General features: G+C 73.6%; 16 protein-coding genes. 10 read left to right on the top strand and 6 right to left on the bottom strand.

Features of this window, described 5'->3' with window-relative positions; translation table 11 throughout:
- Window positions 1-155: 155 nt before the first annotated feature.
- Window positions 156-1,238: a mannose-1-phosphate guanylyltransferase gene (gene manB / locus ABB07_RS23075; RefSeq protein WP_208900490.1), complete on the top strand. Its 1,083-nt coding sequence runs from the start codon at window positions 156-158 to the stop codon at window positions 1,236-1,238.
- 580 nt (window positions 1,239-1,818) lie between these two features.
- Here the strand turns inward: manB and ABB07_RS23080 are convergent.
- The 4 genes from ABB07_RS23080 to ABB07_RS23095 form a co-directional block, all read right to left on the bottom strand.
- Window positions 1,819-2,841, bottom strand: coding sequence for a DNA-3-methyladenine glycosylase family protein (locus ABB07_RS23080; protein WP_208900491.1), 1,023 nt, complete (start codon window positions 2,839-2,841; stop codon window positions 1,819-1,821).
- Window positions 2,842-2,927: 86 nt separating this feature from the next.
- Window positions 2,928-4,235: a coenzyme F420-0:L-glutamate ligase gene (locus tag ABB07_RS23085; protein WP_208900492.1), complete on the bottom strand. Its 1,308-nt coding sequence runs from the start codon at window positions 4,233-4,235 to the stop codon at window positions 2,928-2,930.
- Window positions 4,232-5,191, bottom strand: coding sequence for a 2-phospho-L-lactate transferase (gene cofD, locus ABB07_RS23090; RefSeq protein ID WP_208900493.1), 960 nt, complete (start codon window positions 5,189-5,191; stop codon window positions 4,232-4,234). Before cofD ends, ABB07_RS23085 begins: the two co-directional genes overlap by 4 nt.
- Window positions 5,192-5,225: 34 nt before the next feature.
- Entirely contained in the window at window positions 5,226-5,720 is a 495-nt protein-coding gene (locus ABB07_RS23095) for a cysteine dioxygenase (RefSeq protein WP_208900494.1), read from the bottom strand.
- 626 nt (window positions 5,721-6,346) lie between these two features.
- Here ABB07_RS23095 and ABB07_RS23100 point away from each other — a divergent pair.
- From ABB07_RS23100 to ABB07_RS23110, 3 genes are all read left to right on the top strand, one after another.
- Entirely contained in the window at window positions 6,347-6,610 is a 264-nt protein-coding gene (locus ABB07_RS23100; RefSeq protein WP_003975777.1) for a WhiB family transcriptional regulator, read from the top strand.
- A 193-nt stretch (window positions 6,611-6,803) separates the two neighbouring features.
- Window positions 6,804-10,466 (top strand): glycosyltransferase, encoded by a 3,663-nt coding sequence (locus ABB07_RS23105; RefSeq protein ID WP_208900495.1) that lies wholly within the window; start codon window positions 6,804-6,806, stop codon window positions 10,464-10,466.
- Window positions 10,463-11,989, top strand: a complete 1,527-nt coding sequence (locus ABB07_RS23110) for a DUF5719 family protein (protein ID WP_208900496.1) — start codon at window positions 10,463-10,465, stop codon at window positions 11,987-11,989. Before ABB07_RS23105 ends, ABB07_RS23110 begins: the two co-directional genes overlap by 4 nt.
- Before the next feature lie 408 nt (window positions 11,990-12,397).
- On the opposite strand, the gene ABB07_RS23115 is transcribed toward ABB07_RS23110, so the two are convergent.
- Window positions 12,398-12,781, bottom strand: coding sequence for a metallopeptidase family protein (locus ABB07_RS23115; RefSeq protein WP_208900497.1), 384 nt, complete (start codon window positions 12,779-12,781; stop codon window positions 12,398-12,400).
- Window positions 12,782-13,336: 555 nt separating this feature from the next.
- Between ABB07_RS23115 and ABB07_RS23120 the strand changes: the two genes are divergently transcribed.
- The 6 genes from ABB07_RS23120 to ABB07_RS23145 all read left to right on the top strand — a co-directional run bounded on the left by ABB07_RS23120 (window position 13,337) and on the right by ABB07_RS23145 (window position 19,169).
- Window positions 13,337-13,762 (top strand): DUF3499 domain-containing protein, encoded by a 426-nt coding sequence (locus ABB07_RS23120; RefSeq protein WP_031225760.1) that lies wholly within the window; start codon window positions 13,337-13,339, stop codon window positions 13,760-13,762.
- Window positions 13,763-13,901: 139 nt separating this feature from the next.
- Window positions 13,902-15,266: a phosphomannomutase/phosphoglucomutase gene (locus ABB07_RS23125; RefSeq protein WP_208900498.1), complete on the top strand. Its 1,365-nt coding sequence runs from the start codon at window positions 13,902-13,904 to the stop codon at window positions 15,264-15,266.
- Between the two features lie 145 nt (window positions 15,267-15,411).
- Entirely contained in the window at window positions 15,412-15,582 is a 171-nt protein-coding gene (locus tag ABB07_RS23130; RefSeq protein ID WP_208900499.1) for a Trm112 family protein, read from the top strand.
- 62 nt (window positions 15,583-15,644) lie between these two features.
- On the top strand, window positions 15,645-16,772 hold the full coding sequence (locus ABB07_RS23135; protein WP_208900500.1) for an SIS domain-containing protein: 1,128 nt from the start codon (window positions 15,645-15,647) through the stop codon (window positions 16,770-16,772).
- 102 nt (window positions 16,773-16,874) lie between these two features.
- Window positions 16,875-18,026 carry a mannose-6-phosphate isomerase, class I gene (gene manA / locus ABB07_RS23140; RefSeq protein WP_208900501.1) on the top strand — a complete coding sequence of 384 codons (1,152 nt, stop codon included), beginning with the start codon at window positions 16,875-16,877 and terminating at the stop codon, window positions 18,024-18,026.
- Between the two features lie 162 nt (window positions 18,027-18,188).
- Window positions 18,189-19,169, top strand: coding sequence for a cation diffusion facilitator family transporter (locus ABB07_RS23145; protein ID WP_208900502.1), 981 nt, complete (start codon window positions 18,189-18,191; stop codon window positions 19,167-19,169).
- Window positions 19,170-19,178: 9 nt separating this feature from the next.
- Here ABB07_RS23145 and lepB read toward each other — a convergent pair whose 3' ends face one another.
- Window positions 19,179-19,868: a signal peptidase I gene (lepB, locus tag ABB07_RS23150; RefSeq protein ID WP_341845896.1), complete on the bottom strand. Its 690-nt coding sequence runs from the start codon at window positions 19,866-19,868 to the stop codon at window positions 19,179-19,181.
- Window positions 19,869-20,012: the final 144 nt, after the last annotated feature.

Genomic DNA, 20,012 nt, shown 5'->3' on the forward strand with positions numbered 1-20,012 from the left:
TCGGGGGCGCGCCGCTCTCACACCGTTCTCTCACCGATCTCGTGGGAAACCGCGTGGTTGTCAAGGGCGCCGCCGCTACGGTCTGCATACACTGACCGGCCGAAACGAGTGAAACGAGTAGTTCGGCCGGTCCCGGCAGGAAGCAGAGACGACAGGTGACAGAAGCGATCCTCCTGGTGGGCGGCAAAGGCACCCGGCTGCGTCCGCTCACGGTGCACACGCCCAAGCCCATGGTCCCGGCCGCCGGGGTGCCGTTCCTCACGCACCAGCTGGCGCGCGCCAAGGCGGCGGGCGTGGACCACATCGTCCTCGCCACGAGCTATCTGGCCGAGGTCTTCGAGCCGTACTTCGGTGACGGCTCCTCCCTCGGCCTGCGCATCGAGTACGTGACGGAGGAGGAGCCGCTCGGCACGGGCGGTGCCATCCGCAACGTGGCCTCGCGTCTGCACTCGGGTCCCGACGACCCGGTGCTGATCTTCAACGGCGACATCCTGACGGGCCTGGACATCAGGGCGCTGGTGGACACGCACGAGTCGGCCGGGGCGGACGTCTCACTGCACCTGACGAAGGTGTCGGATCCGCGGGCCTTCGGCCTGGTCCCCACGGACGAGACCGGCCGCGTCCTCGCCTTCCTGGAGAAGCCGCAGACGCCGGAGGAGATCGTCACCGACCAGATCAACGCGGGGGCGTACGTCTTCCGCCGCTCGGTGATCGACACCATTCCGCTGGGCAGGCCGGTCTCGGTGGAACGCGAGACCTTCCCCGGCCTCCTGGCCGCCGGCGCCCATCTGCAGGGCATGGTCGACTCCACGTACTGGCTGGACCTCGGCACCCCGGCGGCGTTCGTCCGCGGCTCCGCCGACCTGGTCCTGGGCCGCGCCCCGTCCCCGGCGGTACCCGGCCGCTGCGGCGACCGGCTGGTCCTGCCCACGGCGACGGTGGCGCCGGACGCCAAGCTGGCCGGCGGCACGGTGGTCGGCGAGGGCGCGGTCGTGGCCGAGGGCGCGCGGGTGTTCGGCTCGACCATCCTCCCCGGCGCGGTCATCGAGCCCGGCGCCGTCATCACCGACTCCCTCATCGGCGCGAGGGCCCGCGTGGGCGAACGCACGGTCCTCACCGGCGCGGTCATCGGCGACGGCGCGGTCGTCGGCGCCGACAACGAGCTCCGCGAGGGAGTACGCGTGTGGTGCGACGCCCACATCCCAGCGGGCGCGGTGCGCTTCTCCTCGGACCAGTAGCGGCCGTTGGGGGGCGCCGGCCTCGGTGGGGGCTGCGCCCCCAGACCCCCTGGTTCAGGAGCGGTCGGGGCGGTCGGGCGGTTGGGTGGTCAGGCGGTCGGGTGGTCCGGGCGGTAGCCGGGCGCGGGCGCGTGGGGGCTGATCGCGCAGTTCCCCGCGCCCCTGGGGAACTGCACCACCGCCGGCTCCATGGCACCGCCACCACTGCGGGCCTGCTGTCCCGCTGCCGTCGTAGTTGCGAGCAGTCGTGCCGCTGGGCCGGCGCATCCGGCAGCGGCGGTCGTACCCGCTCAGCTGCGGGCAGTCGTGCCGCTGGGCCGGTGCCCACCCGGCAGCGGCCATCGTGCCGTCGTAGCTGCGGGCAGTCGTTCCACTGGGCCGGCTCCCACCCGGCAGCGGCCATCGTGCCGTCGTAGCTGCGGGCAGTCGTGCCGCTGGGGCGGCACGGGTGGGCGCAGCGGCACCCCGCGAGCGCGGGCAAGCGTGACCCAGCCCCGGCCGGCGGCAGCCCCCCCCGCACTCCGTTGGCGCGGGCAAGCGAAACTCCGTCAGCCGGCGGCAGCCCGACGCGCGCGGCGCCTCACAGCAGTCCGATATCCACCCGAGGCATCTTCGGCGCCCGACGCGCAGGCACGTTCCCGCTCAGCAGGATCAACCGAGCGGCACGATGCCGCTGCCCGGCATACGGCTCCAGCAAGCGCAGCATCACCGCGTCGTCGGCATACCGGTCCCCCGCCAACGCCCACCCCACGATCCCCGGCAGATGCAGGTCCCCGACCGTCACCGCATCCGCCGCCCCATGACTGCGCTGCACCACCTCCGCCGACGTCCACGGACCGATCCCCGGCACGACCTCGAGCCTCGCCTGCGCCTCGGCCGCCGGCATCGTCACCGCCTGCTCCAGCCGCGCAGCGACCCGTACGGCCCGCAGAATCGTCGACGCCCGCTTGTCGTCCACCCCGGCCCGGTGCCACTCCCAGGAGGGAATCAACGCCCAGGTCCGCGGCGCCGGCATCACGAACATCGGCCGCTGTGCGGCCCCCGCCGGTCCCGGCGCGCGCTCGCCGAACCTCCGCACGAGCAACCGCCACGCCCGGTACGCCTCGTCCGTCGTGACCTTCTGCTCCAGCACCGAGGGGATCAAGGACTCCAGCACCAGTCCGGTCCGCGTCAGCCGCAGGCCCGGGCGCCGATGCCGGGCCAGGGCCACGACCCGGTGCCGCGGCACGAACGCCTCCGGGTCGTCGGCCGCGCCGAGCCACTCGGGCAGCCGGTCCAGCAGCCACTCCGCCCCCGGCCCCCACGCCTCGCCGAGCACCTCACCGCCGTACGCCCGCACCCGCAGCGTGCCCGGCCCGGCGGGCGTACGGCTGGCCCGCCAGACGGATCCGTCCGCGGTGGCCCGGAAGGTGGGGTCGGCGGGCCCGCGCCGCAGCGGTCCGAGCACCAGCCCGAGATCGAGCGGCCCCTTGGGCACCCACCGCCGTACCCGCGCCGGAGCCGAGGCCTGCCGCGGTATCCCGGCAGCGGCGCCCGCGGGCACGCCGGTATGGCCGCCGCGCACGGTCGTACGCGTGGGGCGCTGAGCGAAACGTCCTGCCACGTGAGGTCCTAGGGGAGCCGGTGCCGTCCTTCGAGACTAGGCGGTCGTACGAGCGCTACGGCCGCGTACGCCGAACTCGGCGCGACTCACCGCACCGCTATGAACGCCCCGGCGTCCCGCTCCGGCCGCGGTCTCGGCTCCTCGGCCGGATGGCCGACCGCCACCGCGCCCATCGGCTCCCAGTCGGCGGGCAGGCCGAGGACCCCGCGCACCACGTCCCGGCAGAACATCGTGGACGACACCCACGCCGAGCCCAGCCGCTCGCCGGCCAGCGCGACCAGCAGGTTCTGCACGCCCGCGCCCGTCGCGACGACGAACATCTCCCGCTCGGCGCCGTCCCGCCGCGCGTCCCCGTAGTGGTGCGAGCCGTCCATGACCAGGCAGGGCACGACCAGATACGGCGCGTTGCGCAGGACGTCCCCGCGGCGGATCCGCCTGGCAATGGACTCCTCGCTCTTGCCGTCCCGCCGCAGGTCGGCGATCCAGGCGTCCCGCATCGCGTCCAGCAGCCGGGTCCGGGACTCCGCCGACTCCAGCAGCACGAACCGCCAGGGTGTGGTGTGGTGCGGGGCCGGTGCGGTGACCGCCGCCGCCACCGCGCGCCGTACCGCGCCGGGGTCCACCGGTTCGTCGGTGAACTCCCGGACCGTACGCCGCTGGGTCACCGCCTCCCGGACCGCCTCGGACGTGCCGAGCCGGAACATGTCGTCCCGCGCGCCGCGCACCAGCGCCCGCGCGCCCTCGCCGTCCTCCGGGGCCAGCACGTGCGGCAGGCCGCGCAGCACCGCGACCGGCCGTCCCTCCGCCTTGCCCTTGACCAGGTCGCCGGCGGCGGCCAGTTCGTCCGCCGTGGCGACGACGGTCGCGCTGAGCGGATTGCCGTACGCGTCCGTGCCCCCGCGCAGGTCGTCCAGCACGCGCACCCCGGCCGCGCCGATCGCCACGTCCGTGAGCCCCGCGCGCCAGGGCCGCCCGAAGGTGTCGGTGATGACGACACCGACGTCGACGCCGAGGGCGTCGCGCAGGCCCGCGCGGATCGCGCGCGCGGACGCGTCCGGGTCCTCGGGGAGCAACAGCACGGTGCCGGCGGGGGTGTTGGAGGCGTCGACCCCGGCGGCGGCCATCACCAGACCCTGCCGGTTCTCCACGATCCTGAGGGTGCCGCGCCGGGCCACGACCCGGACCGTCTCGGCGTCGATGGCCGCCTCCCGGTCGGCCGCCCGCACGACGCGGCCCTCCGCCTTGGAGACGATCTTGGAGGTGACGAGCAGCACGTCCCCGTCGGCCAGGCCCGGCTCCGCCGAGGCGATCAGCTTGGCGAGGTCGTCGCCCGGCCGCACCTCGGGGATGCCCGACAGGGCCCGGACGGTGAACTCCGGGCGCTCCTCGCTCACGCTCCCCGCACCTCCTCGGCCAGCGCCAGCGCCTCCCGCGCCATCTGCGCGGACGCGTCGACGTCGGTCATCATCAGCGGTACGGCCCGGCAGCGGATGCCGTCCGCCTCGACCCGCTCGACCGCGGCCGCGTCCACCGTGTCGACCAGCCAGCCGTCCAGCAGGCCGGAGCCGTAGTGCTCGGCGACCGCGGCGGCCGTGGACTCCACGCCGACCGCGGCGAGCACCTTGTCGGCCATGCCGCGCACCGGCGCGTCCCCGACGATGGGGGACAGGCCGATCACGGGCACGCCCGCGTCCGCGATCGCCTCCCGGATGCCGGGCACCGCGAGGATGGTGCCGATGGACACGACCGGGTTGGAGGGCGGGAAGAGGATGACGTCGGCCTGGGCGATGGCCTCCAGCACACCGGGCGCCGGCTTGGCCTGCTCGGCGCCGACCGGCACGACCGCCTGGGCCGGGACGGAGGCGCGCAGCCGTACCCAGTACTCCTGGAAGTGGACCGCCTTGCGCTCGCCGTCGACCTCTACGGCCACATGGGTCTCCACGCGGTCGTCGGTCATCGGGATCAGCTTCACGCCCGGCTGCCACCGGTCGCACAGCGCCTCGGTGACGGCGCTGAGCGGATAGCCCGCGCCCAGCATCTGCGTCCGCACGATGTGCGTGGCGAAGTCCCGGTCGCCGAGGCCGAACCACTCCGGCCCGACGCCGTAGGCCGCCAGCTCCTCCTTGAGGTGGAAGGTCTCGTCGGACCGACCCCAGCCCTGCTCCTCGTTGATGCCGCCGCCCAGCGTGTACATCACCGTGTCCAGGTCCGGGCAGACCTTCAGCCCGAAGAGGTGGATGTCGTCGCCGGTGTTGCCGATCACCGTGACGTCCGCCTCCGGCACGGCCCGCTTCAGACCGCGCAGGAACCGGGCACCACCGATGCCGCCTGCCAGAACCACAATGCGCATGGTCCCAAGTCTTGCAGGCGGGTACGACAACGCGTCAGGCAGTCACCGGACGAGCCTCGCAGTGCGGCGCGGTGTGCATGGGCATCTCGGTCAGGCCCGGGTAGTACACGTGCAGGCTGACCGCCGGCTCCAGGGCGTCGTTGACGACCTCGTGGACGTAGCCCGGCGCGAACACCCGCTGCGCGCCCGCCGCCAACGCGCGCGTGCCGCGCTCGGTGCGCTCGGTCAGCGTCCCCTCCAGGACGGTGAGGACACCGGAGGAGCGGCCGTGGTCGTGCAGCCCGCTGCCCTGCCCGGGCACCCAGCTCAGCAGCCACACCTCGTAGCCGGGGCCGGTGCGCAGCCGGTGGTACCAGCGGGTCGTCGCGTCGTAGCGGACGAGGTGCGCCCACTGGGAGCGGTCGGCGGCGATCGCGCGGGCGAGGCCCACGAACTCGGCGACGGTGGCCGGGTGCTCGCGCGGCGGCTGGAGCAGGTGCAGGACTTCGAGGATGTCGCCGGCGATCTGGAGGTCGTTGTCGCTGTTCATGGGTGCGGTGGTTCCTCGGTGGGGGAGGGCCGGAGGGAAGGACCGGAGGGAGGAGAAACGAAGGACCGGTCGCGCGGGACGCGGCCTGCGGCTGGAGCGGGGTGTGGCTCAACAGCTGGAACAGCGACAACAGCTACAGCGGGACCGGGCAGCACCGAGGGACCCGGCGGTGCGGGTCGAGGTGAGTGCCAAGTTCGCGAGCATGCCCAATAGGACATCGGTTCACACCAGCGGTGTCAACTTGGCGCCCGGTATGTGGGACAGGTTTCACCTCTTCCGGTTCATCCCTGAGGTGAAAGGTTTGCTCATCGGGATGCCGGGACACATGGGGCACATCCAGGCGCTCAAGCCTCGCGGAACGCGATCGAACGCCAGGGCGTCCTTCTTCGTATAGATGTCCGTACGGGGATCCGGCGCCCCTCCGGGCCCTCGTCTGCGTGTCACGGTTTATGGCGATTTGAACACTTTCCGCACGGGCTTGGTTCCGCAGAGTGAATAACGGGCCCAATAGCAGATCTCGGCTTGACTCGCCCGGAGCAGCACACTTGTAATTTCACTCGTGTCGTTCAGCCGAAATCGGTAACGGCAACGCACACGGGGACGCGAAAGACAGACGAGGGGCGCACATGACCGAGCTGGTGCAGCAACTGCTGGTCGACGACGCGGACGAGGAACTCGGCTGGCAGGAGCGCGCGCTGTGCGCCCAGACCGACCCCGAGTCCTTCTTCCCCGAGAAGGGCGGCTCCACCAGAGAGGCGAAGAAGGTCTGCCTCGCCTGTGAGGTCCGCTCCGAGTGCCTCGAGTACGCCCTCGCCAACGACGAGCGCTTCGGCATCTGGGGCGGCCTGTCCGAGCGGGAGCGCCGCCGGCTGAAGAAGGCCGCCGTCTGACCGCGCACACGCACGTACATTCCCGTCAAAACATCACGAACGGCCCGTCGCCGGTGGGTTATCCACAGGCGGCGGGCCGTCGTCATGGTCAGCCGATAGTGTGGTCGCTCGTCCGAGACGCCCCGCTGTCCCCTCGGTCCCCGAGAGGGCGCGGGCGTCCACCGCAGTCCATCGAACCGGGGCCCGTACCTCGATGTCCGTGCACAGCCATACGGCAGCCCAAGCCGGCGCCGCCACACCTGAGTTCCCGCGCCACGTGGTGACCGCGGTCCTCGTCTCCCATGACGGCGCCCGCTGGCTGCCCGACGCCCTCGCCGGGCTCCTCGGCCAGGAGCGCCCCGTCCAGCACGCGGTCGCGGCCGACACCGGCAGCGCGGACGACTCCGCCCGGCTGCTCACCGACGCCCTCGGTGACGCCAACGTGCTGCACCTGGCCCGCCGCACCGGCTTCGGCCAGGCCGTCGAGGAGGCGAGCCGCACCGCCCCGGTCCTCACCCCCGAAGAGTTGCCGTACCTCAAGCGCCCCAGCGGCTGGGACCCCGTCACGCGCACCTGGCGCGACGACGCCTACGACCTGCCCGAACTGCCGCACGGCGAACCCGTCCAGTGGCTCTGGCTGCTGCACGACGACTGCGCCCCCGAACCCGGCGCCCTCGCCGAACTGCTGCGCGTCGTCGACAACGAACTCGAACTGGGCCGCGACGACGTGGCGGTCGTCGGCCCCAAGCTGCGCGGCTGGTACGACCGCCGGCAGCTGCTGGAGGTCGGCGTCTCCATCGCCAACTCCGGCCGCCGCTGGACCGGCCTGGACCGCCGCGAACAGGACCAGGGCCAGCACGACCACGTGCGCACCGTGCTCTCCGTCTCCACCGCCGGCATGCTCATCCGCCGCGACGTCTTCGAACAGCTCGGCGGCTTCGACCGCCGGCTGCCCCTGATGCGCGACGACGTCGACCTGTGCTGGCGCGCCCACACCGCCGGCCACCGCGTCCTGATCGCCCCCGACGCCGTCGTACGGCACGCCGAGGCCGCCTCCCGCGAGCGCCGCACCGTCGACTGCGTGGGCCGCACCGCCGCGTCCCCGCACAAGGTCGACAAGGCGGGCGCCGTCTACACCCTGCTCGTCAACACCCGCGGCGCCGCGCTCCCCTGGGCGTTCGTGCGGCTCGTCCTCGGCACGCTCCTGCGGACCGTCGCCTATCTCGTCGGCAAGGTGCCCGGCCAGGCCGTCGACGAGATCCGCGGCCTCCTGGGCGTCCTGCTGCGGCCCGAGCGGATCATCGCCGGCCGCCGCCGCCGCGGCCCCGCGCGGATCGACAAGGCCGAGCTGCGCCGGCTCTTCCCGCCGCCGGGCGCCACCGTCCGGGCCACCCTGGAACAGCTCGCCGCCAACTTCACCAGCGGAACCGACGACACCCTCCGGGCCGGCCGGCACGGCGGCGCCGTGGAGTCCGGGCCCGGCGGCGACGACGCCGACTTCCTGGAGGTCGAGCAGTTCGCCCGGCTCAAGCGGATCGCCCGCAATCCCGGCCCGGTGCTCTTCCTCGCCCTGCTGCTCATGTCCCTGGTCGCCTGCCGGGCCCTGCTCGGCGGCGGCGCGCTCGCGGGCGGCGCCCTGCTGCCAGCCCCGGCCGGCGCCGGCGAGCTGTGGTCCCGCTTCGCCGACAGCTGGCACGCGGTGGGCGCGGGCGGCACCCCGTCCGCCCCGCCCTACCTCGCGATTCTCGCGACCCTCGCCACGCTCCTGTTCGGCTCCACCGGACTCGCCGTCACCGTCCTGCTGGTGGCTTCGGTACCGCTCGCCGGATTCACCGCCTACTTCGCCTCCCGGCCACTCGTCACCTCCCGGCTGCTGCGCGCGTGGGCGGCCGTCGTCTACGCCTTCCTGCCCGCCACCACCGGCGCCCTGGCCGGCGGCCGCATCGGCACCGCCGTCCTCGCCGTGCTGCTGCCGCTCATCGCGCGCGCCGGCATCGCCGCGAGCGGCCTCGCGAACCGCTCCGGCGCACGCGGCAGTTGGCGTGCCACCTGGGCGTACGCGCTGCTGCTGACCATCACCACCGCCTTCACCCCGATCGTCTGGCCGATCGCGCTGCTCCTCGGCATCGGCGTGCTCGTCCTGCGCCGCGGCGACCTCGTCGCCCACGCCCTGCGCTTCCTCGCCCAGCTCGGCACCCCGCTGCTGGTCCTCGCCCCCTGGTCGCTGACCCTGCTGCCGACCGGCTTCTTCAAGGAAGCCGGCCTGGCCTACGGCACCTCGGCCGCCTCCGCGCTCGACCTGCTCGGCGCCAGCCCCGGCGGCCCCGGCACCGTGCACGGCCTGATGCTCTTCGGCATCGTCCTCGCCGCCCTCGCCGCACTCCTGCGCTCCGAGCGGCAGCTCGGCATCCGCACCGCCTGGGCCGTCGCCCTGGCCGGCCTCGTCTTCGCCGCCCTGTCCAACCGGTCCGCCTGGGCCGGACCGGCCACCCTCGTCTACGGCATCGCCCTGCTGGCCGCCGCCGCCCTGGGCGCGGACGGCGCACGCGCGCGTGTCGCCGAGCAGAGCTTCGGCTGGCGGCAGCCGGTCGCCGCCCTGATCGCCTTCGCCTCGGCCGCGGGCCCGCTGCTCGTCGCCGCCGGCTGGATGATCCGCGGCGCCGACGGCCCCCTGGAGCGCCACGACCCCACCCAGGTGCCCGCGTTCGTCGCCGAGGACTCCACCACCGGCGACCGGGCCCGCACCCTGATCCTGGACAGCGACTCCCCCGCGCGCGTGCGCTACAGCCTGGTCCGCGGCTCCGGTGCCCGCATGGGCGACGCCGAGATCAGCGCCGCCGACGGCCAGAACACCCGGCTGGACAAGGTCGTCGCCAACCTCGTCGCCGGCTCCGGCGCCGACCAGGCCGACGAACTCGGCGGCTTCGCCGTGCGCTACGTCCTCGTCCACAAGGGCGCGCCCCGCGACATCACCCGCGTCCTCGACACCACCCCCGGCCTGACCCGGCTCAGCCAGCAGAACGGCAGCGCCCTGTACCGCGTCGACCAGGAGGTCTCCCGGGCCGCGATCGTGCCCGCCGGCGGCACGGGCACGGCCCAGCCGGTCACCGCCGGACCGGTGGAGATCCACACCACCGTCCCGGCCGGCTCGGACGGCCGTGTCCTGCGCCTCGCCGACACCGCCGCCGACGGCTGGACGGCCACCCTGAACGGCAAGCCGCTCACCCGCACCACGGTCGGCGGCTGGGCCCAGGGCTTCCAACTGCCCGCCGACGGCGGCAGGCTGGACGTCACCTACAGCGACCCGATCACCCACACCGCCTGGCTGTGGGCCCAGGGCGCGCTCGCCGTCGTCCTGGTCGTCCTCGCCCTGCCCGGCCGCCGCCGCGACGTCGACGACGACCTGCCCGAGGAGGAGCCGCTGCCCGCCCAGGCCACCGCGGGCGAGGGCCGCCGCGCCCGCCGGCTGCGCGCCCAGGCCGAGGAACAGGCCACCGGCGAGCAGCCCGCCGCGGCACCCCTGCCCGAGGAGCCCCCAGCCGCCGTACCGCACCAGCAGTCGTACGACGACTGGGACCAGGCCTCCTACGCGAACGCCGGATACACCGGCTACGGAACCGACCAGTACCAGAACGGCGTGCAGTACCCGACCTCCGGCTACGACCAGCAGGCGTACCAGCCCGCCGACCCGTACCAGACGGGCCAGGGCCAGTACGACCCGTACGCCTACGGCGGTACGGCCGAGGGGATGCCGTACGACCCGACCGCCTACCAGCAGGGCTACGACCCGTCGTACGACCCCGCCCAGCAGGGCTACGACCCGGCCCAGCACCCCCACGGCACCGGCAGCGAGCGCCCCGACGGGAGCCAGCAGTGAACCGCACCACCCTGTCCCTGATCGCCGCGGGCACCGCACTGGCCGCCGTCACCGCGTTCGCCGCGTTCGACGGCCCGTCCGCGTCCGGTGCCTCCGCCCCCGAGGCGGCCGCGAACCTGCCGGTCCAGCGCACCAGCCTGCTGTGCCCCGCGCCGAGCATCTCGGACATCGCCGACACCTCGTACACGTCGTTCACGCCCGTCACCCCGGGCACGCCGAGCAGTGGCAAGGCCCAACTCCAGGCGGCCGGCGGGGACTCGGCGGACGGCACGGGGACCTCGCAGACGAGCCAGGGCGCCAAGGGCTCCAAGGGCGGGAAGAAGACCGCGGCCCAGCCGGTGCTCACCCCGAAGGCGCCGGGCACCCCCGTCACCGGTGACGCCTCCGGCGCGGACGCGCCCGCGCTCATCGGCACCGCCGACGGGAAGTTCGCGCCCGGCTGGACCGTCCAGGAGACCACCGAGGTCGCCGCCGGCACCGGCCGCGGCCTGCAGGGCGTCAACTGCACCGCGGCGGACACCGACTTCTGGTTCCCCGGCGCCAGCACGGCCGGCACCCGCACCGACTACGTCCACCTGACCAACCCGGACGACTCCGCCGCGGTCGTCGACATCGAGCTGTACGGCAAGGACGGCGCCATCAAGTCCCCGCTCGGCGAGAACCTCACGGTCCCCGCGCACGCGAGCAAGCCGATCCTGCTGTCGACGCTCACCGGCGTACAGCAGGCCGACCTGACCGTGCACGTCAGCGTGCGCAGCGGCCGGGTCGGCGCGACGGTGCAGGCCCTCGACGACAAGGCGGGCGGCGACTGGCTGGCCGCGTCCGCCGACCCGGCCGGCAGCCTGGTCCTGCCCGGCATCCCGAAGGACGCCACCGACGTCCGCCTGATCGCCCTCACCCCCGGCGGCGACGACGCCGACCTGAAGGTCCGCCTGGCCTCACCGGACGGCCTGATCACCCCGGCGGGCAACGAGACCCTGCACGTGAAGTCGGGCATGACGACCACGGCCGACCTCGGCGAAGTGACCCGCGGCGAGGCTGGTTCCCTCGTCCTGACGCCGACGGACCAGTCGGTCCCGGTGGTGGCGGCCCTCCAGGTGGTCCGGGGCAAGGGCGACAAACAGGAAACGGCGTTCATCCCGGCCACCGCCCCCGTCGGCACGCGCGCGACCTCGGCCGACAACAGCGCCAAGGGCACGACCCTCGCCCTGACCGCGCCCACCGCCGCCGCCACGGTCAAGGTCACCGCGTCGGCGGGCAGCGACGGCGGTACGCCGACGACGAAGACCTACACGATCAAATCGGGCACCACCGAGGAAGTAGCCGTCCCCGTCCCCTCCGGCCTCAAGGGCACCTTCGCCCTCACCGTGGAAACCGTCTCCGGCGGCCCGGTCTACGCCTCCCGCACCCTCTCCGCCACAGAGTCCGGAATCCCCGGCTTCACCATCCAAACCCTCCCGAACGACCGGGGGATGGTGGCGGTACCGACGACGACGGAGGACTTGTCGGTCCTGCAGAAGTGACAGCGGCAGCGCCGTCGTAGCTGCGTCGGCACGTACCCAGCTCCGGCCAGTCGTGCCGCGCTGAGCCGGTGCCCACCCGGCAGCGGCGGCCGCACCCGCGCAGCTGCGGCCAGTCGTGCCGCGCTGTGCCGGTGCCCACCCGCCCGGGCAGCGGCGGTCGTACCCCATAGCTGCGGGCAGTCGTGCCGCTGGGGCGGCACGGGTGGGCGCAGCGGCACCCCGCAAGCGCGGGCAAGCGAAACGTCCCGTCGCCCAGCGACGGCGCCGGGCACCCCGCAAGCGCGGGCAAGCGAAACGCCCCGTCGCCCAGCGACAGCACCGGGCCCCCGCAAGCGCCGGCAACCGGCCCCGCCCAGCCTCAGCACCGGGCGCCCCACACCGCCGTAGCCCCGCAGGGCCCCGCAGGGCCTAGTCCTCGCCGTACCGCGGATCCACCGTCTCCGGAGTCAGCCCGAGCAGCTCGGCCACCTGCTCCACGACCACCTCGTGCACGAGCGCGGCCCGCTCGTCCCGCCCCTTGGTGCGGATCTCCACCGGCCGCCGGTACACGACGACCCGCGCCCGCCGCCCGTCCCGCGCGGGTACGACCCCGCCCAGCGGCACGGCCTCGTCACTCCACACCTGCTCACCCCGCCCCTCCAGCCGGGGCACCTCCAGCACGAGGAAATCGATGTCCGCGAGCTGCGGCCACCGCCGCTCGAGACGCTCCACGGAGTCCTGCACCAGGTCGGCGAACACATCGGCACGGCTGGCCGCCAGCGGCACCTGGGGCGGCGCGATCGGCCCCCGCATGCCCCGACCGTGACGATCACGGCGACGGGGCCCGGGGCCGGCGGCACGGGGCGGTACACGGTTGTCCATCACTGGTGAAGCGTAGTCCCCGCACGTTCTCCCCGCCCGGCCCCACACGGCAACCCATCCCTCACCCCGCCCCGCGCCCCATCCATCACCCCACGCCGACCGGCCACGCCCGACGATCCGAGCCCGGCCGGCCCCACCCCACGCCCCTCATCCAACGGCCCGATCAAGCCCCCTCCCCGGCCGAGCGGACCCCCCTCCCCGGCCGGCCGAGGCGCCGCCGATCGGCCCGCCCCCGATCGGCCCCGTTCGACTCCGATCGGCCCTGTCCGCTCACACGTCGCAGCTTGACCATTCCAGCCAACGTCTGGCTCGTTTCCGTAACCTTCCAAGACCGCCGAACTCAAGGCAATTGACGGTGTTTGTGCCGGCTCATGACCGTACCGAGCCGCGCGCAAAACCCGCCGAGAACCCGTCCCCGCAGGTCAACGGGGCCTCCCCGAAGGGGTGTGTGGGGCGTTTCACAGCACGACACGGTGGAGTGACCTGGTGGAGAGTCGTCGCGGCCCGCTCAAGAGTGCGGTACCGTCCAACGTCGTGAGCCCTGTACGTCGCTGTTCGCGCACCGCCTGCGGCCGACCCGCCGTCGCGACGCTGACGTACGTCTACGCCGACTCGACCGCGGTCCTCGGCCCGCTCGCCACCTACGCCGAACCGCACTGCTACGACCTGTGCGCCGAGCACTCCGAGCGCCTCACCGCCCCCCGCGGCTGGGAGGTCGTCCGCCTCCTCGACGGCTCCGCCCCCGCGCGGCCCAGCGGAGACGACCTGGAAGCGCTTGCGAACGCCGTGCGCGAGGCGGCCCGCCCCCAGGAGCGCGCGGCGGAGGCGGGCGGCGGCGGGGCCCGTACGGCGGACCCCATGGAAGTCGCCCGCCGCGGCCACCTGCGCGTGCTGCGTTCCCCGGACAACTGAGCCCGCCCGCACGGCCGTCGAGTCGGCGCACCGCACCACACCCGGTTACGACTGGGCGTCCACATGGTGTCCGCACACCTCCCACTTACCCCCGACAGGTAGTTTGTGGGCAGCCATAGGACTTTCAGGAGGGTTGGCCGTGACTGCTGATCTGTCGCAGATCGTGAAGGCGTACGACGTGCGCGGAGTGGTTCCGGACCAGTGGGACGAGTCACTGGCCGGGCTCTTCGGCGCCGCCTTCGCGGAGGTGACGGGGGCGGCGGCCATCGTCGTCGGGCACGACATGCGGCCCTCGTCCCCCGGTCTCACCCGCGCCTTCGCGCGCGGCGCTGCGGACCGCGGGGTGGACGTCACCGAGATCGGCCTGTGCTCCACCGACCAGCTGTACTACGCCTCGGGCGCGCTGAACCTGCCCGGCGCCATGTTCACCGCCTCCCACAACCCGGCCCAGTACAACGGCATCAAGCTGTGCCGCGCGGGCGCCGCCCCGGTCGGCCAGGACACCGGTCTCGCTGAGATCCGCGAACTCGTGGAGCGGTGGCTGGAGTCGGGCGCGCCGGAGCCGGTGGCCGAGCCGGGAACCCTGACCACCCGTGAGACGTTGGACGACTACGCGGCGCACCTGCGCTCCCTGGTCGACCTGACCTCCATCCGCCCGCTGAAGGTCGTGGTCGACGCCGGCAACGGCATGGGCGGCCACACGGTCCCCTCGGTCTTCGCCGGCCTGCCCCTGACCCTCGTCCCGATGTACTTCGAACTGGACGGCACCTTCCCGAACCACGAGGCCAACCCGCTCGACCCGGCCAACCTCGTGGACCTGCAGAAGCGGGTCCCGGAGGAGGGCGCCGACCTCGGCATCGCCTTCGACGGCGACGCCGACCGCTGCTTCGTCGTGGACGAGAACGGCGACCCGGTCTCCCCGTCCGCGATCACCGCCCTGGTCGCCGCCCGCGAACTCGCCCGCAACGGCGGCACGGGCACGATCATCCACAACCTGATCACGTCCCGTACCGTCCCCGAGGTCGTGAAGGAGAACGGCGGCTCCCCGGTGCGCACCCGCGTCGGCCACTCCTTCATCAAGGCCGAAATGGCCCGCACCGGCGCCATCTTCGGCGGCGAGCACTCCGCGCACTACTACTTCAAGGACTTCTGGAACGCCGACACGGGCATGCTGGCCGCCCTGCACGTCCTCGCCGCCCTCGGCGGCCAGGAAGGCCCGCTGTCCGGCCTCGTCGCCCAGTACGACCGCTACACCGGCTCCGGCGAGATCAACTCCACCGTCGCCGACCAGGCGGCCCGCCTCGCCGCGATCCGTGCCGCGTACGAGAACCGCGCCGACGTCACCCTGGACGACCTCGACGGCCTCACGGTCGCCGCCGCCGACTGGTGGTTCAACGTCCGCCCCTCCAACACCGAGCCGCTCCTCCGCCTGAACGCCGAGGCGAAGGACGAGGCCACGATGGCCAGGATCAGGGACGAGGCCCTGGCGATCATCCGGGGCTGACATCCGGGGCTGACCTGCCGGGCCACGCCGTCCAGGGGGCCGGGATCCCCCTGGACGGCACCGGAAGCCCGGCTCAGCGCGTGCTCCAGCGGTACGCTGACCAGGCACATCCACAGACAGACATCCGCCCTCGAAGGGACACCCCATGCCGCTCGAAGCCGGCCTCCTGGAGATCCTCGCCTGCCCGGCCTGCCACGCCCCCCTCAAGGAGCAGGACACCGAGCTGGTCTGCACGAGCCAGGACTGCGGCCTCGCCTACCCGGTCCGCGACGGCATCCCGGTCCTCCTCGTGGACGAGGCCCGCCGCCCCGAGTGACGGCGCCCGGCACGCCGTAGACACCCCGCACAGGACCCCCGGCGATCGGAGGCAACCCGCCCATGCTGGACGAATCGCTGCTCGACACCCCGGAGGGCCTCGCCGAGGCCGACCGCCGAGGCCTGCTGCGCGGCGCCGCCGAGGCCGGCGCCCGCGTCCGCACCGCCGCCCGGCACGCCGTCGAGGCCGGCGTCGGCGACCTAAAGCCCGACGGCCGCCCCCGCGCCGTCCTCATCGCCGGCCCCGGTGCCGCCGCCACCCACACCGCCGACCTCCTCGGCACCCTGGCCGGCGTCGGCAGCCCCGTGGTCCGCCTGGCCCCGACCGGTGTGGCCCCGGCCGCCGGCGCCCTGCGCTGGGAGCTTCCCGGCTGGGCGGGCTCCGTGGACCTGCTGCTGATCGCCACCCCGGACGGCACCGAACCGAGCCTGTCCCTCCTCACCGACCAGGCCTACCGCCGCGGCGTCTCCGTCGTCGCTGTGGCCCCGGCCCGCACCCCGCTCGCGGAGGCGGTCGCCGGCGCCCACGGCCTGTTCGTACCGATGGCGACGGCGCCGTACGACCAGGAGGAACCGCTCGCCGCGTCCGCCCCCGGCGTCTTCTGGGCGCTGCTCACCCCGCTGCTGGCCCTGCTGGACCGGGTCGGACTGATCAGCGCCCCACCGGACGCCCTGGAGACGGTCGCCGACCGCCTGGACCACATCGCCGAGCGCTGCGGCCCCGCCATCGCGACCTACAGCAACCCGGCCAAGACCCTCGCCGCCGAACTCGCCGACGCGCTACCCGTGCTGTGGACGGAGGGGTCCTCGGCGGGCCCCGCCGGCCGCCGGTTCGCCGCCGCCCTCGCCGAACTCGCCGGCCGCCCCGCGCTCGTCGCCGAGCTCCCCGAGGCGCTCTCCGCGCACAGCGCCCTGCTGGCCGGCCCGCTGGCCGCCAGCGCCGACCCCGACGACTTCTTCCGGGACCGCGTCGAGGAGCCTCCCGCGCTGCACGCGCGCGTGGTGCTGCTCCGCGACCGCCCGATCAGCGGCCTCACCGCCGCCCCCGCCGCCCGTGACCTGGCCCTCAGCCACGACACGCCGATCAGCGAGCTCGAACCGGAGGAAGGCGGCGAACTGGCGACGCTCGCGGAACTGATCGCCGTCACGGATTTCGCCGCTGTTTACCTGGCGCTCGCTTCGAGGGCCTGATCTGGCTGCGGGCCGGAACACCCGCGCCCACCATCAGCACGGCAGCCGGCGCCGGCGACGGCACCGGCTCGGCAGCCGTACGTACGGAGACAGAGAAGACACATGGACCGCCTCGACAACACCATCCGCCCCTACGCCTGGGGTTCGCCCACCGCCATCCCGCAGCTCCTCGGCGTCGAGCCGACCGGTGAACCGCAGGCGGAGATGTGGATGGGCGCGCATCCCGGAGCCCCCTCGCGCACCGCGCGCGGGACGCTCGTCGACGTCATCGACGCCGATCCGGAGCGGGAGCTGGGCAAGGCGGCCGTGGCGAAGTTCGGCCCGCGCCTGCCCTTCCTCCTCAAGATCCTCGCCGCCGGCGCGCCCCTCTCCCTCCAGGTGCACCCCGACCTGGAGCAGGCGAAGGAGGGTTACGCCGACGAGGAGCGCCGGAACATCCCGGTCGACGCCCCGCACCGCAACTACAAGGACGCCAACCACAAGCCCGAACTGATCTGCGCGCTCACCGAGTTCGACGGCCTGTGCGGCTTCCGCGACCCGGTCCGGGCCGCCGACCTGCTCGACGCGCTCGGCGTCGCCTCCCTCAAGCCGTACGTCGACCTGCTGCACGCCCGTCCCGCGGACGCGGCCCTGCGCGAGGTGCTTACCGCGATCCTGACCGCCGACCCGGCGGAGATGGCGGAGACCGTCGCCGAGGCGAGCGCCGCCTGCGCCCGGCTCGGCGGTGAGTACGCCCCCTACGCCGACCTCGCCCAGCACTACCCGGGTGACCCCGGCGTCATCGCGGCCATGCTGCTCAACCACGTGCGCCTGCAGCCCGGCGAGGCACTGTTCCTCGGCGCCGGCATCCCGCACGCGTACCTGAACGGCCTCGGCGTCGAGATCATGGCCAACTCCGACAACGTCCTGCGCTGCGGACTGACCCCCAAGCACGTCGACGTCCCCGAACTCCTGCGCGTCGTCCGTTTCGAGGCGGGCGACCCGGGCGTGCTGCGCCCCGAGGCCTCCCCGGCCGGCGAGGAGGTCTACGAGACGCCGATCGACGAGTTCCGCCTCTCCCGGTACGTCCTCCCGGAGGGCGCCGCCGCCCGTGACCTCACCGCCGACACCCCGCAGATCCTGCTGTGCACGGCCGGCTCGGTCCGCGCCGGCGAGCACGAGCTGAGCCCGGGCCGGTCGGTCTTCGTCCCCGCCGGCGAGACGGCGGAGATCTCGGGCGTGGGCACGGTCTTCCGTGCCACGGTGATCGTGTGACGGGTTGTGGATAACGGATTGTGGACATCCGGCGGTGTGATCGTATGACCGTGGTTGTGGATACCTGACGCGGCGCTGCCCGGCCGGGCTGCAAGAATGGCCCACCGGCAAAGGCCGGGCAAAGCCCCGAGGGCTACAGAGGCGAAGGGACAACGCGGACACATGAGCGCGTCAGGCGGTACCAGGGCGATCGTGGCGGCACTCGGCGCCAACCTCGCGATCGCGGCGTCGAAGTTCGTGGCGTTCGCGTTCAGCGGCTCCTCCTCGATGCTCGCCGAGGGTGTCCACTCGCTCGCCGACTCCGGTAACCAGTTCCTGCTGCTCATCGGCGGCAAGAAGGCCGAGCGCCAGGCGACCCCGCAGCACCCCTTCGGCTACGGCCGCGAGCGCTTCATCTACGCCTTCCTGGTCTCGATCGTCCTGTTCTCCATCGGCGGCATGTTCGCCATCTACGAGGGCTTCGAGAAGATCAGCCACCCGCACGAACTGAAGGACTGGTACTGGCCGGTGGGCGTCCTGGTCTTCGCGGTCATCGCCGAGGGCTTCTCCTTCCGTACGGCCATCAAGGAGTCCAACGAGCTGCGCGGCAGACTGAGCTGGGCGCAGTTCATCCGCCGCGCGAAGGCCCCCGAGCTGCCCGTCGTCCTGCTGGAGGACTTCGGCGCACTGATCGGCCTCGTCCTGGCCCTCCTCGGCGTCGGCCTGGCCGTCCTCACCGGCAACGGCGTCTGGGACGGCGTCGGCACGGTCTGCATCGGTGTCCTGCTCGTCTGCATCGCCCTGGTCCTGGCCGCCGAGACCAAGTCGCTGCTGCTGGGCGAGGCGGCGGGCCCGGACGTGATCAAGAAGATCGAGGAGGCGACGGTCGACGGCGACACCGTAACCGGCGTCATCCACATGCGCACGCTCCACCTCGGCCCCGAGGAGCTGCTGATCGCCGCCAAGATCGCCGTCCAGCACGACGACACGGCCGCCGAGATCGCACACGCCATCAACGCCGCCGAGGCCCGCATCCGCGCCGCCGTCCCCATCGCCCGCGTCATCTACCTCGAACCGGACATCTTCAGCGAGGCCGAGGCGGCCAAGGGCCCGGACCCGGAGGCCACCCCGGGCGGCCCGAACCCGCACGCCGTCGGCCACTGAGACAGGACCTCAGCCCTGGGGAGGCTGCACCGGCCAGGGCACCGGCGGGAACCGCGGTGCCCTCCGCCGCCGCACGGCGAGGAAACCGATGCCCAGGCCGATGCCGGTGAGCAGCAGCACCAGCCCGAGGAGCATGGCCGTCACCAGCAGCGCAGGGACGGTGCGGTCGTCCGTCACCCGGCCCAGCACCGCGTTCATGGAGACCGTCCCGCGCTGATCGTCCGGGTGGAACCGGGAGTCGTTGGAGTTCGCGCGGTAGTCGCCCAGGAGGAACAGCCGCCCGTCGGGCACCTTCACGTCATAGGGCCGGCGCGCGCCGTCGGCGTCCCCGCCGTACACGTACGGCTCCTCGATCGGCTTCCCGTTCACGGTCACCCGCTCCCGCGAACCCACGAGCGTGCAGCACCGCACGCGATCCCCGCCCACGCCGATGACCCGCTTCATCAAGGGCCCGTCGATTCCGTACGACTCCGGCGGGGTGAACACCACGACGTCCCCGCGCCGCACCTCGCTCCCGCCGACACGCTCCCAGACGACCCGTTGACCCTGCTCGTACGTCGGCCTCATGCTCCTGCCACCCACGGTGGAGACCCCGTAGGCGTCCCGCACATACGCGAACCCGCCGACCGCCAGCACCACCCCCAGCACCCCCACCACAAGCGCCGCCACCCCGAGCCCCCGCCCCCGCCTGCTACCCACCACGGCCCACCTTCCCGAGCACCTCATCCGGCGCGCGGACAATAGCGCCACTCCTGGAACACGCTGTGCGGCGGGGGCATGCGTGGGGTGCGGGTCCGGTGGCGAGTCCGGTTCGGGGTGTCAGCGACCCGCACGCCATCCCGC

Source organism: Streptomyces incarnatus (assembly GCF_001027185.1).
Lineage (GTDB): Bacteria > Actinomycetota > Actinomycetes > Streptomycetales > Streptomycetaceae > Streptomyces > Streptomyces puniciscabiei.

Excerpts from the sequence above, each read along its gene's own strand:
- cofD (WP_208900493.1), bottom strand. The coding sequence starts at position 5,191 with ATGCGCATTGTGGTTCTGGCAGGCGGCATCGGTGGTGCCCGGTTCCTG.
- ABB07_RS23095 (WP_208900494.1), bottom strand. The coding sequence starts at position 5,720 with ATGAACAGCGACAACGACCTCCAGATCGCCGGCGACATCCTCGAAGTC.
- ABB07_RS23100 (WP_003975777.1), top strand. The coding sequence starts at position 6,347 with ATGACCGAGCTGGTGCAGCAACTGCTGGTCGACGACGCGGACGAGGAA.
- ABB07_RS23105 (WP_208900495.1), top strand. The coding sequence starts at position 6,804 with ATGTCCGTGCACAGCCATACGGCAGCCCAAGCCGGCGCCGCCACACCT.
- ABB07_RS23115 (WP_208900497.1), bottom strand. The coding sequence starts at position 12,781 with ATGCGGGGGCCGATCGCGCCGCCCCAGGTGCCGCTGGCGGCCAGCCGT.
- ABB07_RS23130 (WP_208900499.1), top strand. The coding sequence starts at position 15,412 with ATGCCGCTCGAAGCCGGCCTCCTGGAGATCCTCGCCTGCCCGGCCTGC.
- ABB07_RS23135 (WP_208900500.1), top strand. The coding sequence starts at position 15,645 with ATGCTGGACGAATCGCTGCTCGACACCCCGGAGGGCCTCGCCGAGGCC.
- manA (WP_208900501.1), top strand. The coding sequence starts at position 16,875 with ATGGACCGCCTCGACAACACCATCCGCCCCTACGCCTGGGGTTCGCCC.
- ABB07_RS23145 (WP_208900502.1), top strand. The coding sequence starts at position 18,189 with ATGAGCGCGTCAGGCGGTACCAGGGCGATCGTGGCGGCACTCGGCGCC.